The following is a 17579-nucleotide window of genomic DNA, read 5'->3' as shown; positions in this document are numbered from 1 at the left end:
AGAGACCCGTCGGGGCGGGCGGAGCGCGTTCAGGGCGTGCACCTGCCGCGGTGACCCGCACCCCATGAGGTCTGTTCGGGAGAGACCATGCCTGCACCGCTCGTACCACTGACCCGTTGGCCAGGGCCGGCCACCACCGGCGTACCGGCCGACACCGCCCTCACCCCGTCCGGTTCCCTGGAGTTGCGTCGCGATGGTCAGGTGATCAGCGACCTGAACATCACCGGACGGGTGAGCGTGCACGCCAGGAACGTCACGCTCCGCCGGTCGAGGATCACCTCCGACGGCACCACCTTTCCGATCCGGACCTTCGACTCGGCGGTCAACCTGGTCGTCGAGGACGTGGAGATCGACGGCAGGGGAGTCCCACCGGTCGGCGTCTGCTTCGACGACTACACGCTGCGCCGGGTCAACCTCCATTCCGTCCAGGACGGACTCTGGATCGGTTCCCGGGTCAAGGTCGTCGACTCGTGGATCCACGACCTGGCCGGGGAGCCCGGTTCGCACAACGACTGCATCCGGGCCATCGGCGCGGGCGACGTGCTCATCCGGCACAACCGGCTGGACGCCTGGCGGCCGAGTACGGCGGAGACGATGAACTCCTGCCTCTCCCTCGGGTTCGCCGTGCACAACCTCCGCTTCGAGGGGAACTACTGCGACGGCGGCACCTACACCATCGGGATCCGTCCGGACCTGGCCGCCTCGTCGGTGGTGTTCCGGGGCAACGTGTTCGGCCGGAACTACCGGACCGGGATCGTCACCAGCGTTGCCCATAAGGGAGTGAGCTGGGAAGCGTCCAACGTCTGGTTCGACAATGGCCGGCCGGTCCGGCATGCCTGAGCGGACGGTCCCGCGTCCCGGGCAGCGCTGGCGGATCCGGCACGCCAGGGTGGTCTCCGGCCGGCACCCGTTCGAGGTGACCTCGCTGGCCACCGCCGTCGTCTGCGGAGTACTCCTGGTCGCGCTGGACAGCCGTCCCCGATCGGTCTCGGTCGCCATGCCCACCCTGCTGGAACAGGTCTGGGCGGTCGGCCTCATCGTCGCCGGCGTCGCGGGCCTGTGTGGGGTCGCCTGGCGGGGGCAACTCGCCATCGGTATGGGCGTGGAACTCGGGGCGCTGCTGTCGTTCGGCGCCGTCACCGGGATGTACGCCATAGCTATCTTCGCCATCTCCGGCCGCGCGGGGCTCACCGCCGGTCTGTTCATCGCCGCGGTGGCCATCGCCTCGTGGTGGCGGTGCGCGCAGATCATCCGGGACCTCTACCGGATGGCCCAGGCACACCAGCAGCACGCCCCGGTCGAGGTACCGACACCCGTGGAAGGAGGGCGGCATGACCGCTCCAGTGCCAGCTGAGTCGGGCCCGCCCTGGGTCCAGATCCTGCTCTCCGCCATCGGCATCCTCGGTGGGGGTGGCGGGGTCGCCTCGGCTGCCGCCGTCCTGCTGCAACGGCGCAGGTTCCGGGCGGACGCCGCCGACGTACTTACCGACACCGCACTCACCCTGGTCCAACCGCTCAAGCTCCGGGTCGCGGAGCTGGAGGCGGAGACGATCGTCGCCCGGCAGCAGGTGGAGAAGGCGACCCGGGAGGTTTCCGAACTGCGGACCGTGGTCCGGGAGGCGACCACGATGATCCGGCGATGGCGCGCGGCGATCCTCGCCCCGGACGCCACCATCGGGCAGATCCGTACCCTCGTCTCGGACACCAGGCCCTGGCACGACGACATCTACCAGGGTTGACGGCGTCGAGCTGTCCGGCGGGGTCCCCGGTGGTGGGGCTCCGCCGGGCCCTCCTCAGGCCACGCCGACCGGCCGGAACTGCACGCTGACCCGGGGACCGACCGGCCGGGACGTCTTCGGCACGGCGTGCTCCCAGGTGCGTTGGCAGGAGCCGCCCATCACGATCAGGTCGCCGTGCCCGAGCGGGAAGCGGAGGCTCGCGCCGCCGCCGCGCGGGCGCAGCAGCAACGGCCGGGGCGAGCCGAAGGAGAGGATCGCGACCATGGTGTCCTCGCGGGCCGAGCGGCCGTGGGTGTCACCGTGCCAGGCGACGCTGTCCCGCCCGTCGCGGTAGAGACACATCCCGGCGGTGACGAACGGCTCGCCCAGCTCGGCGGCGTAGTGCCGGCTGAGCCGTGACCGGGCGGTGCCGAGCACCGGGTGCGGGAGCGGTTCGCCGCCGGCGTACCAGCGGAGCAGCCGGGGGACGTCGACCACCCCGTCGTACATCCGGCGGCGCTCGGCCTGCCAGTCGACGTCGTCGAGCAGGGTGCGCAGCACGGCATCGGAGCCCCGGACCCAACCGGGCAGATGGTCGACCCAGGCGCCGGAGGTCAGCTCGTGCCGACGGAGTGCTCCTGCCAGCGGGCCGAGCGCGGCGCCGTCCCCGGCGATCCCGTCGCCGGTGGCGAGATCCAGCATCGAGGGCTGGTAGGCACCGGACGTCATGCGGTCATGCTAACCCCGCTCGAACGCACGTACGAACCGGGCGTCGTGTGGGTGGGACCGGCCGCCACGGGAACCCGCGGAACGCGCCGGACGGCCGGCGGGCGTGCCCGGCCGGTGTGCGGGGACCGGGCGGGTGGGGCGCCGGGCGGTCCGGACCGTCCTGACAGAATGTCAGGGCAGCAGCCCGGACCGCCCGGACAGACGTGAGGAGACACCTGTCGTGATCCGTACCCATGATGCCGGCACCCTGCGCGCGAGCGACGCCGGCCGCACGGTGACCCTCGCCGGCTGGGTCGCCCGCCGGCGGGACCACGGCGGAGTCATCTTCGTCGACCTGCGGGACGCCTCCGGCGTCGTGCAGGTGGTCTTCCGTGAGGGGATGGATTCGGCGCACGCGCTGCGTAACGAGTACTGCGTCCGGGTCACCGGCGAGGTGACCCGCCGCCCCGAGGGCAACGACAACCCCGAACTGGCCACCGGCGAGATCGAGGTGACGGTCGACCGGCTGGAGATCCTCTCCGAGGCGGCGCCGCTGCCGCTGCCGGTGGACGACCAGGTGGAGGCGGGCGACGACGTACGCCTCAAATACCGCTACCTCGACCTGCGGCGCAGCGGCCCGGCCCGGGCGATGCGGCTGCGCTCGGCGGCCAACCAGCTCGCCCGGGGTGTGCTGCACTCCCGCGATTTCCTGGAGATCGAGACGCCGACCCTGACCCGGTCGACGCCGGAGGGCGCCCGCGACTTCCTGGTGCCGGTACGCCTCCAGCCCGGCACCTGGTACGCCCTGCCGCAGTCCCCGCAGCTCTTCAAGCAGTTGCTGATGGTCGGCGGGATGGAGCGCTATTACCAGATCGCCCGCTGCTACCGGGACGAGGACTTCCGGGCCGACCGGCAGCCGGAGTTCACCCAGCTCGACATCGAGATGTCGTTCGTCACCGAGGACGACGTGATCGACCTCGGTGAGGAGATCGTCGCCACGCTCTGGCGGGAGCTGGCCGGGCACGAGATCAGCCGGCCGATTCCCCGGATCACCTGGCACGACGCCATGGACCGGTACGGCTCCGACAAGCCCGACCTGCGCTACGGGGTCGAGCTGACCGAGCTGACCGACTACCTGCGCGGCACCGAGTTCCGGGTCTTCGCCGGGGCGATCGACGCCGGTGGCTACGTCGGCGCCGTGGTGATGCCGGGCGGCGCCGGGCAGAGCCGCAAGGAACTCGACGGCTGGCAGGACTGGGCGAAGGCACGCGGCGCCCGTGGCCTGGCGTACGTGGTGCTCGACGCCGAGTCGGGCGAGGCCCGGGGGCCGGTGGCCAAGAACCTGTCGGCCGAACACCTGGCCGGGCTGGCCGACGCGGTCGGGGCGAAGCCGGGCGACGCGGTCTTCTTCGCCGCGAGCGCGCAGCGGCGCGAGGCGCAGGAGTTGCTCGGCGCGGCCCGGATCGAGATCGCCAAGCGGGCCGGTCTGGTCGACGAGAGCGCCTGGGCGTTCTGCTGGGTGGTCGACGCGCCGATGTTCGAGCCGGCCTCCGACGCCGAGAACGGCAGGGCGGGCGGCTGGACCGCCGTGCACCACCCGTTCACCTCGCCGAACGCCGACTGGGTGGACCGGTTCGAGGAGGCGCCGGACCGGGCGCTGGCGTACGCGTACGACATCGTCTGCAACGGCAACGAGATCGGCGGCGGCTCGATCCGTATCCACCGGGCCGACGTGCAGCGTCGGGTCTTCGACCTGCTCGGGATCAGCCCGGAGGACGCGGCCGACAAGTTCGGCTTCCTGCTGGAGGCGTTCAAGTACGGCCCGCCGCCGCACGGCGGCATCGCGTTCGGCTGGGACCGGGTCTGCATGCTGCTGGCCGGGGCCGACTCGATCCGCGAGGTGATCGCCTTCCCGAAGACCCGGGGCGGGTTCGATCCGCTGACCAGCGCGCCGACCCCGATCACCGCGCAGCAGCGGGCCGAGGCGGGCATCGACGCCAAGCCGAAGCCGGCGGCACCGTCGCACGGCGGCACCGCCGGGGTCGCCGCCCCGGTCGAGCCCTCCTGAGACAGCCGGGCCGAAGCCTCTCGGGACGTCCTGCGGCGTCTCGGGAGGCAGCGGCCCGGGCGACGGGCCCGGGACGGCCGGGGGTGGGCGGCAATTGATTTGCTTCGGATGCTCATACTCGGTCCATGGCGCCCAACCCTGATTTGATCATCGACTTGGACCCGAGCGAGGCGGGATCCGAGGTCCTCAAGACCGTCGTCCTGCCCTGGTCGGGCCAGAGCATCCCGTTGCGGATCCCGGCCGGGCTCGGTGACGGCACCGTGCTGCGGCTGCCCGGCATCGGACCGGCGACCGTGCCCGGCGGCCCGCCCCGGGACGCGTACGTCCAGATCCGGATCGTGCCGGGCGGAGGCGGTGCGGTCCCCGCCAGCTTCGGAGCCGCCCCCTTCGGTACGCCCGGTCCGGTCCCGCCGGTGACGTCGGCCCCGCCGACCACCCCGTTCGGCGCACCGCCGCCGGTCTCCGCCCCGCCGACCACCCCGTTCGGCGCACCGCCGCCGGTCTCCGCCCCGCCCACCACGCCGTTCGGCGCCGGCCCGCCGGTCTCGGCTCCGCCGACCGCTCCCTACGGCACCCCGCCGGTTTCGGGCCCGCCGACCACGCCGTTCGGTGCGCCGCCGCCGGTGTCAGGTCCGCCGACCGCGCCGTTCGGAGCCGGCCCGCCTGGGCCGCCGTTCGGTGGGCCGCCGCAGTTCGGTGCGTTTCCGCCGCCACCGCCCGCCAAGTCCGGGCGCGGCAAGATCATCGCCATCGTCGGCGGTGCCGTCGCCGTGGTCCTGCTGGTCGCGCTGGCCGTGCCGCTGCTGATCTGGGCCGGTAACCGGGACTCCGAGGGGTCGACCTCGGGCCGGACGGCCTCCGGCCAGGGCGGGGAGCCCTCGCCGAGCGCCGCGCCGATCAGCGCCCAGGAATACCAGGTGCTGCTCGCCGAGGTCGACAAGGCGGTGGCGCCGGGCTTCACCCAGCTCGGCGCGGCTAAGAACCCCAAGGCGGTGGGTACCGCCGCCGGCACCATCGGCCGGGCGCTCGACCAGCAGATCACCGCACTGTCCGGCGTGGTGCCCCCGCAGAACGCCGCGACGGCGCACGCCGACCTGCTGCGCGGGCTGGAGGGCATGGTCGACTCGATCACCGAGACCGGCTCCGCCGCCGGGGCCGGTGAGGTCTGCCTCGGCTCGTCGGCGCTGGCCCGGCTCAGCCGGGACCCGGCCGCCGAAGACGTACGCACCGCGCAGCAGGCGCTGGCGGCGGCGGACCCGGCGCAGCCGTACCAGGTCGGCACGTTCGTACCGAAGAAGACGGCGGACAGCAACCGGCGGCTGGGCAACGGCGCGTACCTCAAGCGGGTGCGCAGCGGCCAGGGACAGCTCAAGATCGAAAATGGCGGCAGCAGCGATGCGGTCATCAACCTGGTGCTGGGCAGCGCCAAGACCCCGACGGTCAGCGTCTACGTCCGGGCCAAGGGCAAGCACACCGTCTCCTCGATCAAGGACGGCACCTACCGGATCTACATGACCGGTGGCAAGGACTGGGACGGCCGGGCCAAGGCGTTCAGCCGGAACTGCAACTTCCAGCGCTTCGAGGACACCTTCAAGTTCACCACCACCTCCAGCCAGTACACGATCTGGACGATCACGCTGACTCCGGTCGCGGGTGGCAACGCGCGGACCAGTGAGGTCGACCCGAACTCGTTCCCGGGCGGCTGACCGGCGGGCGATGATGCCCTCCCGATGGGAGGCGGGGACGGTGCCTACTGACGGCGTACCGGCCGGGTCCACGGATCCGGCCGGTACGCCTGTATGGCCTCCGGCTCCGCCCACCACGCCGGACCGCTGAACTTCCGCGGCTGTTCCCCGCCCACCTGATCTCTGCGCTGCCCGCCGGCTCCGGCCGGAGTGCCGATCTCATGCACAGATTCTATGCACAACTATTGTGCATAGAATCTGTGCACAGTTATTGTGCATCCATGGAACCTGAGTCGTCCCGTCCTGCCGAGCAGTCGCCCTCGGTGGTGACCCTGGACAGCACCCAGATCCGGGTGCTGGCCCATCCGCTGCGCGCCCGGCTGCTGATCGCACTCCGCTCGGACGGCCCGGCCACCGCGACCCGGCTGGCCGAGGCACTCGGCACCAACACCGGCGCCACCAGCTATCACCTGCGGCAGCTCGCCGATGCCGGGCTGGTGGTGGAGGAGCCGGACCGGGGGTCCGGACGGCAGCGCTGGTGGCGGGCGGCGCACCAGTTCAGCAGTTGGCGCCGGGACGACTTCGCCGGCGACCCGGACGCGCTGGCCGCCGCGGACTGGCTGCACCGGAACGCGGTACGGCTGCACGCCGACCTGACCGAGCGGTGGATCACCGAGCAGCGCGACTACCCGGCCGAGTGGCGTGACGCGGCGAGCTTCTCCGACGTGCTGCTCCGGCTGACCCCGCCGCAGTTGCGGCAGCTCAACGAGGAACTGCTCGCGGTGGTCGACCGCTACCGGCACGCCGTGCCGACGGTCGACGGCGCGAACCTGCCCGAGCCCGGTGACGGCACCGAGCAGGTTCTGCTCTACCTGCACAGCTTTCCGGTACGAGGGCCGATTCCCCTGGCCGGGGGCGTCGCCGAGAAGGGGGAGCGGTCGTGACCGCACTGACCGGCCGGCAGGTCCGGCGGCGTTACCTGATCCTGCACGGGCTGCGCTGGCTGCCCGTCGGGCTGCAGATTCCCGTGCTCATACTGCTGATGCTGGAACGCGGGCTCAGCCTCCCGCAGGTCGGGGTCGTCGCCGCGGCGCAGGGACTGGTGGTGCTCGCGCTGGAGCTGCCGACCGCCGGGCTCGCCGACGCACTGGGCCGCAAACCCCTGCTGGTCGCGGCCGGGCTGGTCAACCTCGGATCGCTGCTGCTGCTCCTGCTGGTGGCCGACTCCTTCGTGCTGTTCCTCCTCGCCTTCGTACTCCTGGGGATCTTCCGGGCCCTGGACAGCGGCCCGCTCGAGTCCTGGTACGTCGACGCCGCCCTGGCCGCCGATCCGGAGGCGCCGATCGAGCGGGGACTCAGTGCCGGCGGAGTCGTCCTCGGTGTCTGCATCGGCGCCGGTGCGCTGCTCAGCGGTGGCCTCGTCGCGCTCGGTCCGTTCGGCGGAGTCAGCGCGCTCAGCCTGCCGGTGCTGGCGTCGATCGCCCTGGAGGTCGTCGGCCTGGTCGCCCTGCTCCTGCTGCTGGTGGAGGTGCGCCCGGCCGCCGGTGTCGCCGCGCTGCGCACCTCGCTCCGGGCAGTACCGGGCGTGATCGGCGGCGCACTCGGACTGGTCCGCCGCTCCCGGATCGTGCTCGCGCTGATCGCGGTGGAGTTGTTCTGGGGCTTCGGGATGGTCACCTTCGAGGCGCTGCTGCCGGTCCGGCTCGCCGAGGTGCTGGGCGACCCGGACCGGGCGGCGGCGCTGCTCGGACCGACCGCCTCGGTGGCCTGGCTCGCCTCGGCGGGCGGCGCGGCGGTGATCGCGTACGCGAGCCGGTGGCTGGGCGTGCCGCTCAGCGCCGGGCTGCTCCGGATCCTCCAGGGGGCCACGGTTGTCGCGATGGGACTACTCGCCGGGCCGGTCGGGATCATCGCGGCCTACCTGCTCTGTTACGCCGTGCACGGCGCGTCCAACCCGCTGCACTCCGGACTGCTGCACCGGCAGGTCGACGGCCCGTACCGGAACAGCGTCATCTCGCTGAACTCGATGGTGGCCCAGCCGGCCGGCGCGCTCGGCGGCGTCGTGCTCACCTCCCTGGCCGCGGCGACCTCGGTGCGCACGGCGATGGTGGTCGGCGGGGTCGTACTGGCCGCCGCTGCACCGCTCTACCTGCCCGCCTGGTGGGCGACCCGCCGTGCGGCCCCTCCGGCCCGACCAGAGCCGGCCGAGCCGGAGCCGGTCGCCTGACCGACCGCCACCGAGGTCCGGACGGGCGGGCCGGTGCAGCCGAGCCACGCGTGGAGCCGTCCGGTGCCGGTGGATTGGCCGGCGGCGCCGTCGGGTACATCCTGGCCGACCTACTGGGACCCCCGCCGGGAGGAACGCATGCTCGCCTACATCGCCGCCGGAGTTTTCGCCCTTGCGCTGCTGCTGGATCTGTTCGACGAGAACCTGGGCGCGCCCGACCTGTTCAACTTCCCCACCCTGGTGCTGATCGGACTGCTCTGCCTCGCCCTCTACCTCGCCGGGGTGGGCCGGGGCCCGGGCACCGCCGGCGGTGGTGGCCGGTGGTACCGGGGCCGCCGGCCAGGTCGGGGCTGATGTCCGTCGGAATCACGACCGGCCCGGTTATCGGTGCATTTCCGGCACCGGAAACCGGGCCGGTAATGTCTTCCTGATGGAGTCCGACGGCCTATTCTCTCTCGTCGATCCCGCCGGTGGGCGCTCCGCGCCGGCCGGGACCGCCGTCGACGGCTTCACCGTACCCTCCGTCGATTCGCCGCTGCCGGTCCGGATGCGTCCGGCCAGCCTGGACGAGCTGGTCGGACAGGACCATCTGCTCGCGCCCGGCGCGCCGCTGCGACAGCTCGTGACGGGTACGTCACCGATGTCGGTGATCCTCTGGGGGCCGCCGGGCAGCGGCAAGACCACCATCGCCCACCTGGTGGCCCACGCCACCGAGCGGCGCTTCGTGGCGATGTCGGCGCTCTCCGCCGGGGTCAAGGACGTCCGTGCGGTGATCGACACCGCCCGTCGCGAGCGGCGGGCCGGCGGGCGCCCGACGGTGCTGTTCATCGACGAGGTGCACCGGTTCAGCAAGACGCAGCAGGACTCCCTGCTGGCCGCGGTCGAGGACCGTACGGTCACCCTGCTGGCGGCGACCACGGAGAACCCGTACTTCTCGGTCATCTCGCCGCTGCTGTCCCGGTGCGTACTGCTCACCCTGCAACCGCTGGACGACGACGCGGTACGGGGTCTGCTCCGCCGCGCCGTCGCCGACGAGCGCGGACTGGCCGGCGCGCTCACCCTCGCCCCCGATGCCGAGGAGCACCTGGTCCGGCTCGCCGGCGGAGACGTGCGCAAGGCGCTCACCGCGCTGGAGGCGGCGGCCGGCTCGGCCACGGCGCTGGGCGAGACCGTCATCAACCTGGCCACCGCCGAGCAGGCTGTCGACGTGGCGGCGGTGCGCTACGACCGGGACGGCGATGCCCACTACGACGTGGTGAGCGCGTTCATCAAGAGCATGCGGGGCTCCGATGTGGACGCCGCGCTGCACTGGCTGGCCCGGATGCTGGTGGCCGGCGAGGACGCCCGGTTCATCGCCCGGCGGATCGTGATCTTCGCAAGTGAGGACGTCGGGATGGCCGACCCCACCGCGCTGAGCGTGGCCACCGCCGCGGCGCACGCCGTGGAGTACGTCGGCCTGCCCGAGGCGCAGCTCAACCTCGCCCATGCCGTGATCCACATGGCCACCGCACCGAAGTCCAACTCGGCGACCACGGCGATCGGCGCGGCGATCGGCGACGTACGGGCCGGTCGGGGCGGTTCGGTGCCCCGGGCGCTGCGCGACGCCCACTATCCCGGAGCGCGCGGGCTGGGGCACGGCACCGGTTACCGCTATCCGCACGACGACCACCGGGGGGTGGTCACCCAGCAGTATGCCCCGGACGACCTCGTCGGAGTGGACTACTACCGGCCGAGCGGACACGGTGCGGAGCGTGCCGTCGGCACCCGGCTGCCACTGCTGCGCCGGATCGTCCGGGGACAGCCCGCACCGCCGCCCACCGACGGCGTACGCCTGCCGGCCCGCGAGGCCGCACACCCGCCCGGCGCCGACGGAGAAGTGCCCACAGGCGCCGGGGAGCGGGCCGGGGGTGGGGGCGGACCCGGCAGGGGGCCGACGGCAGCGGCGTCGTCCGGCAGCGTGCCGGAGCAGACCGTGCACGGCAAGGTGCCCGAGGGTGCCGTGGGCGGCAGCCGCGCCCGTCGAGGTCGTCAGGCGGCTGGCGCGGCGCCGGAAGATGCGGTGCCGGGCAAGGTGCCAGAGGATGCCGTGAGCGGCGCGGCGCCGGACGATGCGGTGCCGGGCAGGGCGACAGAAGATCCCGGGCGCGGCGCGGTGCCGGAGGACGCCGGGCACGGCACGGTGACAGCAGATGGCGGCGGGACATCCGAGGGGGAGGAACACCAGTGAGATCGCGCGGTTCGGACCGGGGCGAGGACGGCCACGACGAGCGGCGGGAACCACGGGGCAAGGGACGCCGCTGGGGCCGGGGCAGGTCGGAGGAGGCTCCGCCCGCGGAGCCCGAGGTCAGCGGCGAGGAGCTGGGCTGGATCACCGACCTGCGTACCGCCAAGGAGCAGAAGGTCGACATCGGTCCGGCCGACGGCACCAGCCCGGCTGACCCGCCGGCCCGGGTCCCCGCCGCCTACGAGCGGTTGCCGGAGGCGGGACCGGACGACACCGGATCGGTGCCGCCCCCCGGCGCGCCGTCGGCGGATCCGATCGCCGGCCCTGGTCGCCGTCGGGGCGACGAGCCGGAGCCGGGAGCACCGGTACCGCCCCGGCGGGCAGCGGAGCCGCCGGACCCGGCCCAGCCCGCCCGGGGCGCCGGGCCCCAGCCGCCGCGCGCCGAGCCGAGGCCCCCGGGCGTACCGCCGACGCCGCCGTCCGTGGTGCCGCCGGTCGTGCCGGCGCCGCCGCTCGGTCGGCCGGGTCGCGCGGCCGAGCCGGTCCACCCGACGGCCTGGTCCGGGCCACCGGAGCGTCGCCCGGCCGGTGACCGGGGCGAGCCTGCGGTGCGGCCCGGCGCCACACCGTGGCCGGGTGAGCCGGTACCGTCCGCCGGGCACCAGCCGCGGCACGGCGCCGCCCCGGTCGAACCGGGTGCGGGGCGGCGGGCAGCGGGTGCCCGGGGCGAGGAGCCGTCCCCGGCACGCCGGGGGGCGCCGCCCACCGAACCCGGCGACGGCCGGCACGGCCGGTCGGCCGGACTCGCGCCCGGTGATTTCGCCGGTCCGGGCAGCCCGGCCGGTCCCGGCGGACGGTTCGGGGCACGGGCCGCGCCCACCGGCGGGGAGTTCGTCGTACCGGCCTCCGGCAACGCGCCATCGGTTCCGCCCGCTGCGGCCGCACCGGGCCGTCCGGGTGCACCCGAGCGTGACCCGGGCGGGCCGGGACGCGGCGGTCCGGTCCTGGGCGCGCGCCGCCCCGGTGCCGCCCCGCCGCCCTCCGGCGCCCACGCCGCCGGCACCGGTACGCCTTCCGGCCCGGGCGGCTACTCCCCGGGGACCGGTACGCACGCCTCCGGTGGGGCGCACTCCGCAGACCCCGGTGCGCATCCCGCAGCCGGCGGGACGTACCCGGCCGGTGGAGCGCACTCCACCGGCGCCGGTGCACATGCGGCGGTCAGTGGACCGCCCGGCGTGGCGGCACAGGCCGCCCCGGGTGGCGAACACGCCGCCGGGGAGCGGGAGACCCGCCCGCCGGGCCATCCGGAGCGGCCGGCGGACTGGATCCGCAAGGCCGGCCGGTCCGGGGTCCGCCCGGTCACCCCGGCCGCCGGATACGGGCCGCCGGCTCCGGCGTCCGATGCCGGTGCGCCCGGTTCTCCGCCGATTCCGGCTGGTTCGGCAGAGCGGGGCGGCCGGTCGGCCGGCGGACCAGGTCCGGTCACCGGGCTGGGACCGGTAGGCGGTTCGGCGGGCGGGCCGGGCAGGGCGGCCAACCGGCCACCGTCCGGGCCGGACAGCATCGACGGCGGGCAGCCGGGACCGGCCCGGCACGGGGCACCGTCGACCGAGGACCTCCGGGACGGCGGCCGGGTCGCCCGGGGCCGCTCCGGCGCGGGCCCCTCCGGTCCGCCGTTCGGCACCGAAGGTACGGGCGGCGGCGGGCGGCACGGTGGGCCGCCACCGGTCGTACCGGGGCGGCACGGCGCGGTCGCACCACCGGCCGGCGCCGGGCCACGCGGTGATCTTCCCCCCACCGGAAGCCCGTCCGGAGCCGGTGCTGCGCCGGTGCCGGGTGGTCCCCGCACCGCGTCGACGCGCGGCGGCGTCCCCCGCCTGGTCGAACCGGCTGGCGAGCCAGGGGCGCCCCGAGCCGCCGGGCTCGGCCGGCCTCCCGTCGAACCGGCGGAGCGGCGCGCTGCGCCGGGCGGCAGGTACGCCGTCGAGCCGGCCGACCGGAGCGGCCCGCCGGCACCGGGGCCGGTTCGCGGCGACGGTCCTGCCGGCCGCCCGACCGCCGGCCGTGCCGGTGCGCCCGTCGACGGCGGCACGGCCGGTCGACCGGGCGGTACCGCCTTCGACGGCGGCGTACCGGGTCGCCCCGGTCCTGCCGGGTCGCCCGGCGGCCCCGCTCGGGCGTCGGCCCGGGGGCCGGCCGTGCCGGTCCACCCCGGACCCGGTTCCGCGCCGCCGGCCGGGCCGACCCGGGATCCGGGCGCAGGTACGCCCGCCCGCCCCACGCCAGCCGAGGCCGGCCGGGCGGCCCCACCCCGTCCGGCTCCGGCCCGACTGGACGGTCCGTCCCGGGACGAGGCGGTCCGGCCCGACCCGCCGGTCCGGCCCGACGCACCCACCCGCCCGCCGGTACGTCCGGACGGCGGTGCCCGCCCCGACGGCCCGCCTCGGCCGGACGCGGCGATGCGTTCCGCCGGCATGCCGCCGGCCACCGCCGGCCTCGACCCCGACGGCGGACCGGACCGGTCCGATCCGGTGCAACCGCCGGCGGAACCGGCCCGGGGTGCCCGGGCGGAGCTACGGCGCCAGCTCCGCGAACAGCGGCGGTTGAAGACGATCGCCCTGCTGCTGGCCAGCCTGCTGGTGCTCGGTGCGCTGCCGACGTACTTCGGTGTCCGGGCCGCGACCCGGGATCCGGTGTTCAACTCCCTCGACGCGCTGGCGGTGCCGGCCTGGGCCGCCACGGACACGGTCGACGGGGTGAGCGGCAGCCGGTGGTGTTTCATCGAGTGCCGCTTCCGCGAGCGGACCGTCGAGTCGGACCGGAAGTGGGAGGAGACGGCGCAGGTCTACGAGGCCGCGCTGACCCGCGAGGGGTGGCGACCGTGGAAGGTGGCGCTCTGCCCGGAACAGCCGGTCAACGGGCACTACACCTGCTGGCGGCGGGACGAGTTGACCCTCGACATGTGGGTACGGCAGCCGGCCTGCCCCGACCCGGCGCTCACCGCCCCCGGTGCGGCCCCGTCGCCCGCCGCGACCGGGCCGGAGGGGGTGAACTGCGAGGGTGCGCTCGTCTCGATCAAGGTCCGTAACGCGATCGCGGACGAGCGGATCGGTCCGCAGCCCACCACCGATCCGTCGCTCACCGGAGTGGACCCGGATCCACTCTTCACCGACGATCCGCTCGGCGGGCTGACGCCCACCCCGACCCCGTCGTGAGGCCGGTGGTCGTCACCGACGGTAGGGTTCGGGGTTGGTACTCCGAAGGGCATTCCGGGTAACCGCCGTGACACGGCGCCGGACGTCCGGGTGAGACGCCTCGCGCGCGATTTCCGAGACGGTGCATAGAGGAGGACACGGGTGGACGCTGGAGAGATCGGCCAGATCGCCGCGCTCGTCGCGGCCGGGGCGTTCCTGATGCTGGTGTTGGTGCTGGCCAGGCCGATCTGGCGGCTGGGCAACACGGTGGACGCGGCGACCCAGGCGATCAACGACATCAACGACCGTACGGCGCCGCTGCTCGCCAACATGAACGTCACGGTGGAGAACGTGAACACCGCGCTGGGCCAGGTGCACACCTCGCTGGACGGGGTGAACATCCAGCTCGCCAAGATCGACACGATGACCGGTCACGCCCAGAACGTCACCGCCAACATCGCCAACCTGAGCACCGTGGTCTCGGCCGCCGCGGCGAACCCGCTGGTCAAGGTGGCCGCATTCGGGTATGGCGTACGCAGGGCCGCCGCCGCCCGACGGCACGCCGAACAGGAGCGCGAGGTCCGTACCACCATCAAGCAGCAGCGCCGGGCGGCGTCCCGGCGCGGGCGCCGGGCCGGTGCGGAGGAAGGATGAGGCCATGAAACGACTGCTCTGGTTGGGCATCGGGCTGGCCGTCGGCGCGCTGGTCGTCCGCAAGCTGACCCGCACCGCCCAGGCGTACACGCCGGGTGGCATCGCGAATTCGCTGGCGGAGTCCGCCGGTGGTCTGGTGCAGTCCCTACGGGACTTCGCGGACGACGTCCGGGACGGCATGGCCGAGCGTGAGCAGCAGATCCACCAGGCGTTCGCCGAGGGCGTCGCGTTCGACGACCAGTTCGAGGAACTGCGCGAGGACCCCAGGATCGGCGACCGTGAGTTGTTTCCGGAGGAAGGCACCAGATGAAAACGGCGGAAGTCAAGCGGCGCTACCTGGCGCACTTCGAGGCCAACGGGCACACGGTGGTGCCGTCCGCTCCGCTGCCGGCGATCGACGACCCGAACCTGCTCTTCGTCAACGCCGGCATGGTCCAGTTCGTGCCGTACTTCCTCGGTCAGCAGACGCCGCCGTTCCGGCGGGCGGTGTCGGTGCAGAAGTGCATCCGTACCCCGGACATCGACGAGGTGGGCAAGACCTCCCGGCACGGCACGTTCTTCCAGATGAACGGGAACTTCTCGTTCGGCGACTACTTCAAGGAGGGTGCGATAGCGCTCGCCTGGGAGCTGGTCACCAAGCCGGTCGCCGAGGGCGGTTTCGGGCTGGACCCGGAGCGGATCTGGCCGACGGTCTATCTGGACGACGACGAGGCCGAGGCGATCTGGCGCAAGACCGGCGTGCCGGCGGAGCGGATCGTCCGGCGGGGCAAGGCGGACAACTTCTGGTCGATGGGGATCCCGGGGCCGTGCGGGCCGTGTTCGGAGATCTACTACGACCGGGGCCCGGCCTACGGCCGCGAGGGCGGGCCGGCGGTCGACGAGGACCGCTACCTCGAGTTCTGGAACCTGGTCTTCATGCAGTTCGAGCGGGGGCCCGGCACCGACAAGGAGAACTTCCCGATCCTGGGTGACCTGCCGGCGAAGAACATCGACACCGGCATGGGCCTGGAGCGGATGGCCGCGATCCTGCAGGGTGTCGACAACCTCTACGAGATCGACGAGGTGCGGCCGATCCTGGACCGGGCGGCCGAGCTGACCGGCCGGCGGTACGGGGCGCACTCCGGGCACGCGGCGAGCGAGTCGCACCCGGACGACGTACGGCTGCGGGTGGTCGCCGACCACGTGCGGACCGCGCTGATGCTGATCGGTGACGGGGTGACCCCGGCCAACGAGGGGCGTGGCTACGTGCTGCGCCGGATCATGCGGCGGGCGATCCGGGCGATGCGGCTGCTCGGCTGGCAGGAGCGGGCGCTGCCCGAACTGCTGCCGGTGGCCCGGGACTGCATGTCCCCGTCCTACCCGGAGGTGGCGACGGAGTTCGACCGGATCTCGTCGTACGCCTACGCCGAGGAGGACGCGTTCCTCTCCACCCTGCGGGCCGGTACGACGATCCTGGACACCGCGATCGCGGAGACCCGCTCGGCGGGTGGCGCGAAGCTGTCGGGCGACAAGGCGTTCCAGTTGCACGACACCTACGGCTTCCCGATCGACCTGACCCTGGAGATCGCCGCCGAGCAGGGCCTGTCGGTGGACCAGGACGGGTTCCGCCGGCTGATGGCCGACCAGCGGGCCCGGGCCAAGGCCGACGCGCAGGCCCGCAAGACCGGGCACGTGGACCTGTCGGCGTACCGCTCGGTGCTCGACTCCGGCGGGCCGGTGCAGTTCACCGGCTACACCGAGGTGTCCCGGGAGTCGTCGGTGCGGGCGCTGCTCGGCACCGGCGGCACGCCGGTCGAGGTGGCCGGCGAGGGCGACACGATCGAACTGGTGCTGGACGCGACCCCGTTCTACGCCGAGGGCGGCGGCCAGCAGCCGGACGTCGGCCTGATCACCGTCGGCGCCGGTCAGGTCGAGGTGCTCGACGTGCAGCAGCCGATCCCGGGGCTGATCGTGCACCGGGCCCGGGTGGTCCGCGGCGAGGTACGCACCGGCGAGGCTGGCCTCGCCGAGATCGACGTGGTACGCCGGCGAGCGATCTCCCGGTCGCACACCGCCACCCACCTGGTGCACCAGACGATGCGCAACTTCCTCGGCGAGTCGGCCACCCAGGCCGGTTCGCTGAACGCACCGGGCCGGCTGCGGTTCGACTTCAACACCCCGACCGGGGTGGCGCCGAGCGTGTTGCTCGACGTCGAGCAGCAGGTCAACGAGGTGCTGCTGGCCGACCTGGAGGTGCACGCCTTCATCACCTCGCAGGAGGAGGCCCGCCGGCTGGGCGCGATGGCGCTGTTCGGCGAGAAGTACGGCGACGAGGTGCGGGTCGTCGAGGTTGGCGACTACGCCCGGGAGCTGTGCGGCGGTACCCACGTGGCCCGCTCGGCCCAGCTCGGCCTGGTGAAGATCCTCTCCGAGTCCTCGATCGGCTCCGGGGTACGCCGGGTCGAGGCGCTGGTCGGGCTGGACGCGTTCCGGTTCCTGGCCAAGGAACACCTGCTGGTCTCCCGGCTGGCCGAGCTCTACCGGGTGCCCGGTGACCAGGTGGCGGACCGGGTCGAGCAGACGGTCGCCCAACTGCGGGACGCCGAGCGGGAGCTGGAGAAGCTCCGCGCCCAGCTCGTGCTCGGCGGTGCGGCGGCGCTCGCCGCGGCGGCCCGGGACGTCCGCGGGGTCGCCTTCGTCGGCACCGAGGCGCCGGAGGGCGCGGCCGGCAACGACGTGCGTACCCTCGCCCAGGAGATCCGGGGCAAGATCGACCCGGCCCGCCCGGCGGTGGTCGCGGTGGCGGCCCGGGCGAACGGCAAGGCGTCGCTGGTGGTCGCGGTGAACGGCGCGGCCAAGGACCGGGGTGTTTCGGCGGCGGCCCTGGTCAAGGGTGCGCTCTCCGGTCGGGGCGGCGGCAACGCCGATCTGGCCCAGGGCGGCGGCCTGCCGGCCGGCGAGGCGCCGAGCCTGCTGGCCGCGGTCGAGAAGGCGCTCACCGAGGCGTGAACTCCGGCACTGGTTGCTCCCCGGCGGGCCGTTGTGATTGGATCTTCAGCCACGACGGCCCGCCGGTTCGGGCGGATCTGCCCGGAGCCGGCCGACAGGATACGGATGATCCA

At 73.9% G+C, this 17579-nt stretch carries 13 protein-coding genes and 1 pseudogene; 13 read left to right on the top strand and 1 reads right to left on the bottom strand.

Annotation, left to right across the window (positions count from 1 at the left end; all coding sequences use genetic code 11):
• The first annotated feature begins 87 nt into the window (after positions 1-87).
• The 3 genes from ACSMXO_RS30015 to ACSMXO_RS30005 are packed head-to-tail and all read left to right on the top strand — an operon-like array spanning position 88 to position 1739.
• Positions 88-840 (top strand): hypothetical protein, encoded by a 753-nt coding sequence (locus ACSMXO_RS30015; protein ID WP_455414759.1) that lies wholly within the window; start codon positions 88-90, stop codon positions 838-840.
• On the top strand, positions 833-1354 hold the full coding sequence (locus ACSMXO_RS30010) for a hypothetical protein (protein ID WP_455414758.1): 522 nt from the start codon (positions 833-835) through the stop codon (positions 1352-1354). The genes ACSMXO_RS30015 and ACSMXO_RS30010 overlap by 8 nt, the downstream gene beginning before the upstream one ends.
• A complete protein-coding gene (locus ACSMXO_RS30005; RefSeq protein WP_455414757.1) occupies positions 1332-1739 on the top strand; it encodes a hypothetical protein in 408 nt (135 codons plus the stop codon). Before ACSMXO_RS30010 ends, ACSMXO_RS30005 begins: the two co-directional genes overlap by 23 nt.
• A 54-nt stretch (positions 1740-1793) precedes the next feature.
• Here ACSMXO_RS30005 and ACSMXO_RS30000 read toward each other — a convergent pair whose 3' ends face one another.
• Positions 1794-2447: an alpha-ketoglutarate-dependent dioxygenase AlkB gene (locus tag ACSMXO_RS30000; RefSeq protein WP_455414756.1), complete on the bottom strand. Its 654-nt coding sequence runs from the start codon at positions 2445-2447 to the stop codon at positions 1794-1796.
• A gap of 220 nt (positions 2448-2667) precedes the next feature.
• Here ACSMXO_RS30000 and aspS point away from each other — a divergent pair, with 220 nt between their 5' ends.
• The 10 genes and pseudogenes from aspS to alaS all read left to right on the top strand — a co-directional run bounded on the left by aspS (position 2668) and on the right by alaS (position 17466).
• A complete protein-coding gene (gene aspS / locus ACSMXO_RS29995) occupies positions 2668-4494 on the top strand; it encodes an aspartate--tRNA ligase (RefSeq protein WP_455414755.1) in 1827 nt (608 codons plus the stop codon).
• 125 nt (positions 4495-4619) lie between these two features.
• Positions 4620-6200 carry a hypothetical protein gene (locus tag ACSMXO_RS29990; protein ID WP_455414754.1) on the top strand — a complete coding sequence of 527 codons (1581 nt, stop codon included), beginning with the start codon at positions 4620-4622 and terminating at the stop codon, positions 6198-6200.
• 260 nt (positions 6201-6460) lie between these two features.
• Positions 6461-7123, top strand: coding sequence for an ArsR/SmtB family transcription factor (locus ACSMXO_RS29985; protein ID WP_455414753.1), 663 nt, complete (start codon positions 6461-6463; stop codon positions 7121-7123).
• A pseudogene (locus ACSMXO_RS29980) lies at positions 7120-8473 on the top strand (MFS transporter); the annotation flags it as partial. The gene ACSMXO_RS29985 and the pseudogene ACSMXO_RS29980, both read left to right, overlap by 4 nt.
• On the top strand, positions 8470-8760 hold the full coding sequence (locus ACSMXO_RS29975; protein WP_346259703.1) for a hypothetical protein: 291 nt from the start codon (positions 8470-8472) through the stop codon (positions 8758-8760). The pseudogene ACSMXO_RS29980 and the gene ACSMXO_RS29975, both read left to right, overlap by 4 nt.
• Before the next feature lie 76 nt (positions 8761-8836).
• Positions 8837-10633 carry a replication-associated recombination protein A gene (locus tag ACSMXO_RS29970; protein WP_455414752.1) on the top strand — a complete coding sequence of 599 codons (1797 nt, stop codon included), beginning with the start codon at positions 8837-8839 and terminating at the stop codon, positions 10631-10633.
• A gap of 2456 nt (positions 10634-13089) precedes the next feature.
• The gene (locus ACSMXO_RS29965) at positions 13090-13845 is read left to right on the top strand and encodes a hypothetical protein (protein ID WP_455419337.1); all 756 of its coding nucleotides are present in this window, start codon (positions 13090-13092) and stop codon (positions 13843-13845) included.
• A 141-nt stretch (positions 13846-13986) separates the two neighbouring features.
• The gene (locus ACSMXO_RS29960) at positions 13987-14478 is read left to right on the top strand and encodes a DUF948 domain-containing protein (protein ID WP_346259701.1); all 492 of its coding nucleotides are present in this window, start codon (positions 13987-13989) and stop codon (positions 14476-14478) included.
• A 4-nt stretch (positions 14479-14482) separates the two neighbouring features.
• A complete protein-coding gene (locus ACSMXO_RS29955) occupies positions 14483-14788 on the top strand; it encodes a hypothetical protein (RefSeq protein WP_130460315.1) in 306 nt (101 codons plus the stop codon).
• Positions 14785-17466, top strand: coding sequence for an alanine--tRNA ligase (alaS, locus tag ACSMXO_RS29950; protein WP_455414751.1), 2682 nt, complete (start codon positions 14785-14787; stop codon positions 17464-17466). Before ACSMXO_RS29955 ends, alaS begins: the two co-directional genes overlap by 4 nt.
• Positions 17467-17579 lie beyond the last annotated feature (113 nt).

The organism is Plantactinospora sp. DSM 117369 (genome assembly GCF_053764795.1).
Note: the sequence above shows the minus strand (reverse complement) of the source record. Positions and strands in the feature narration are given on the sequence as shown.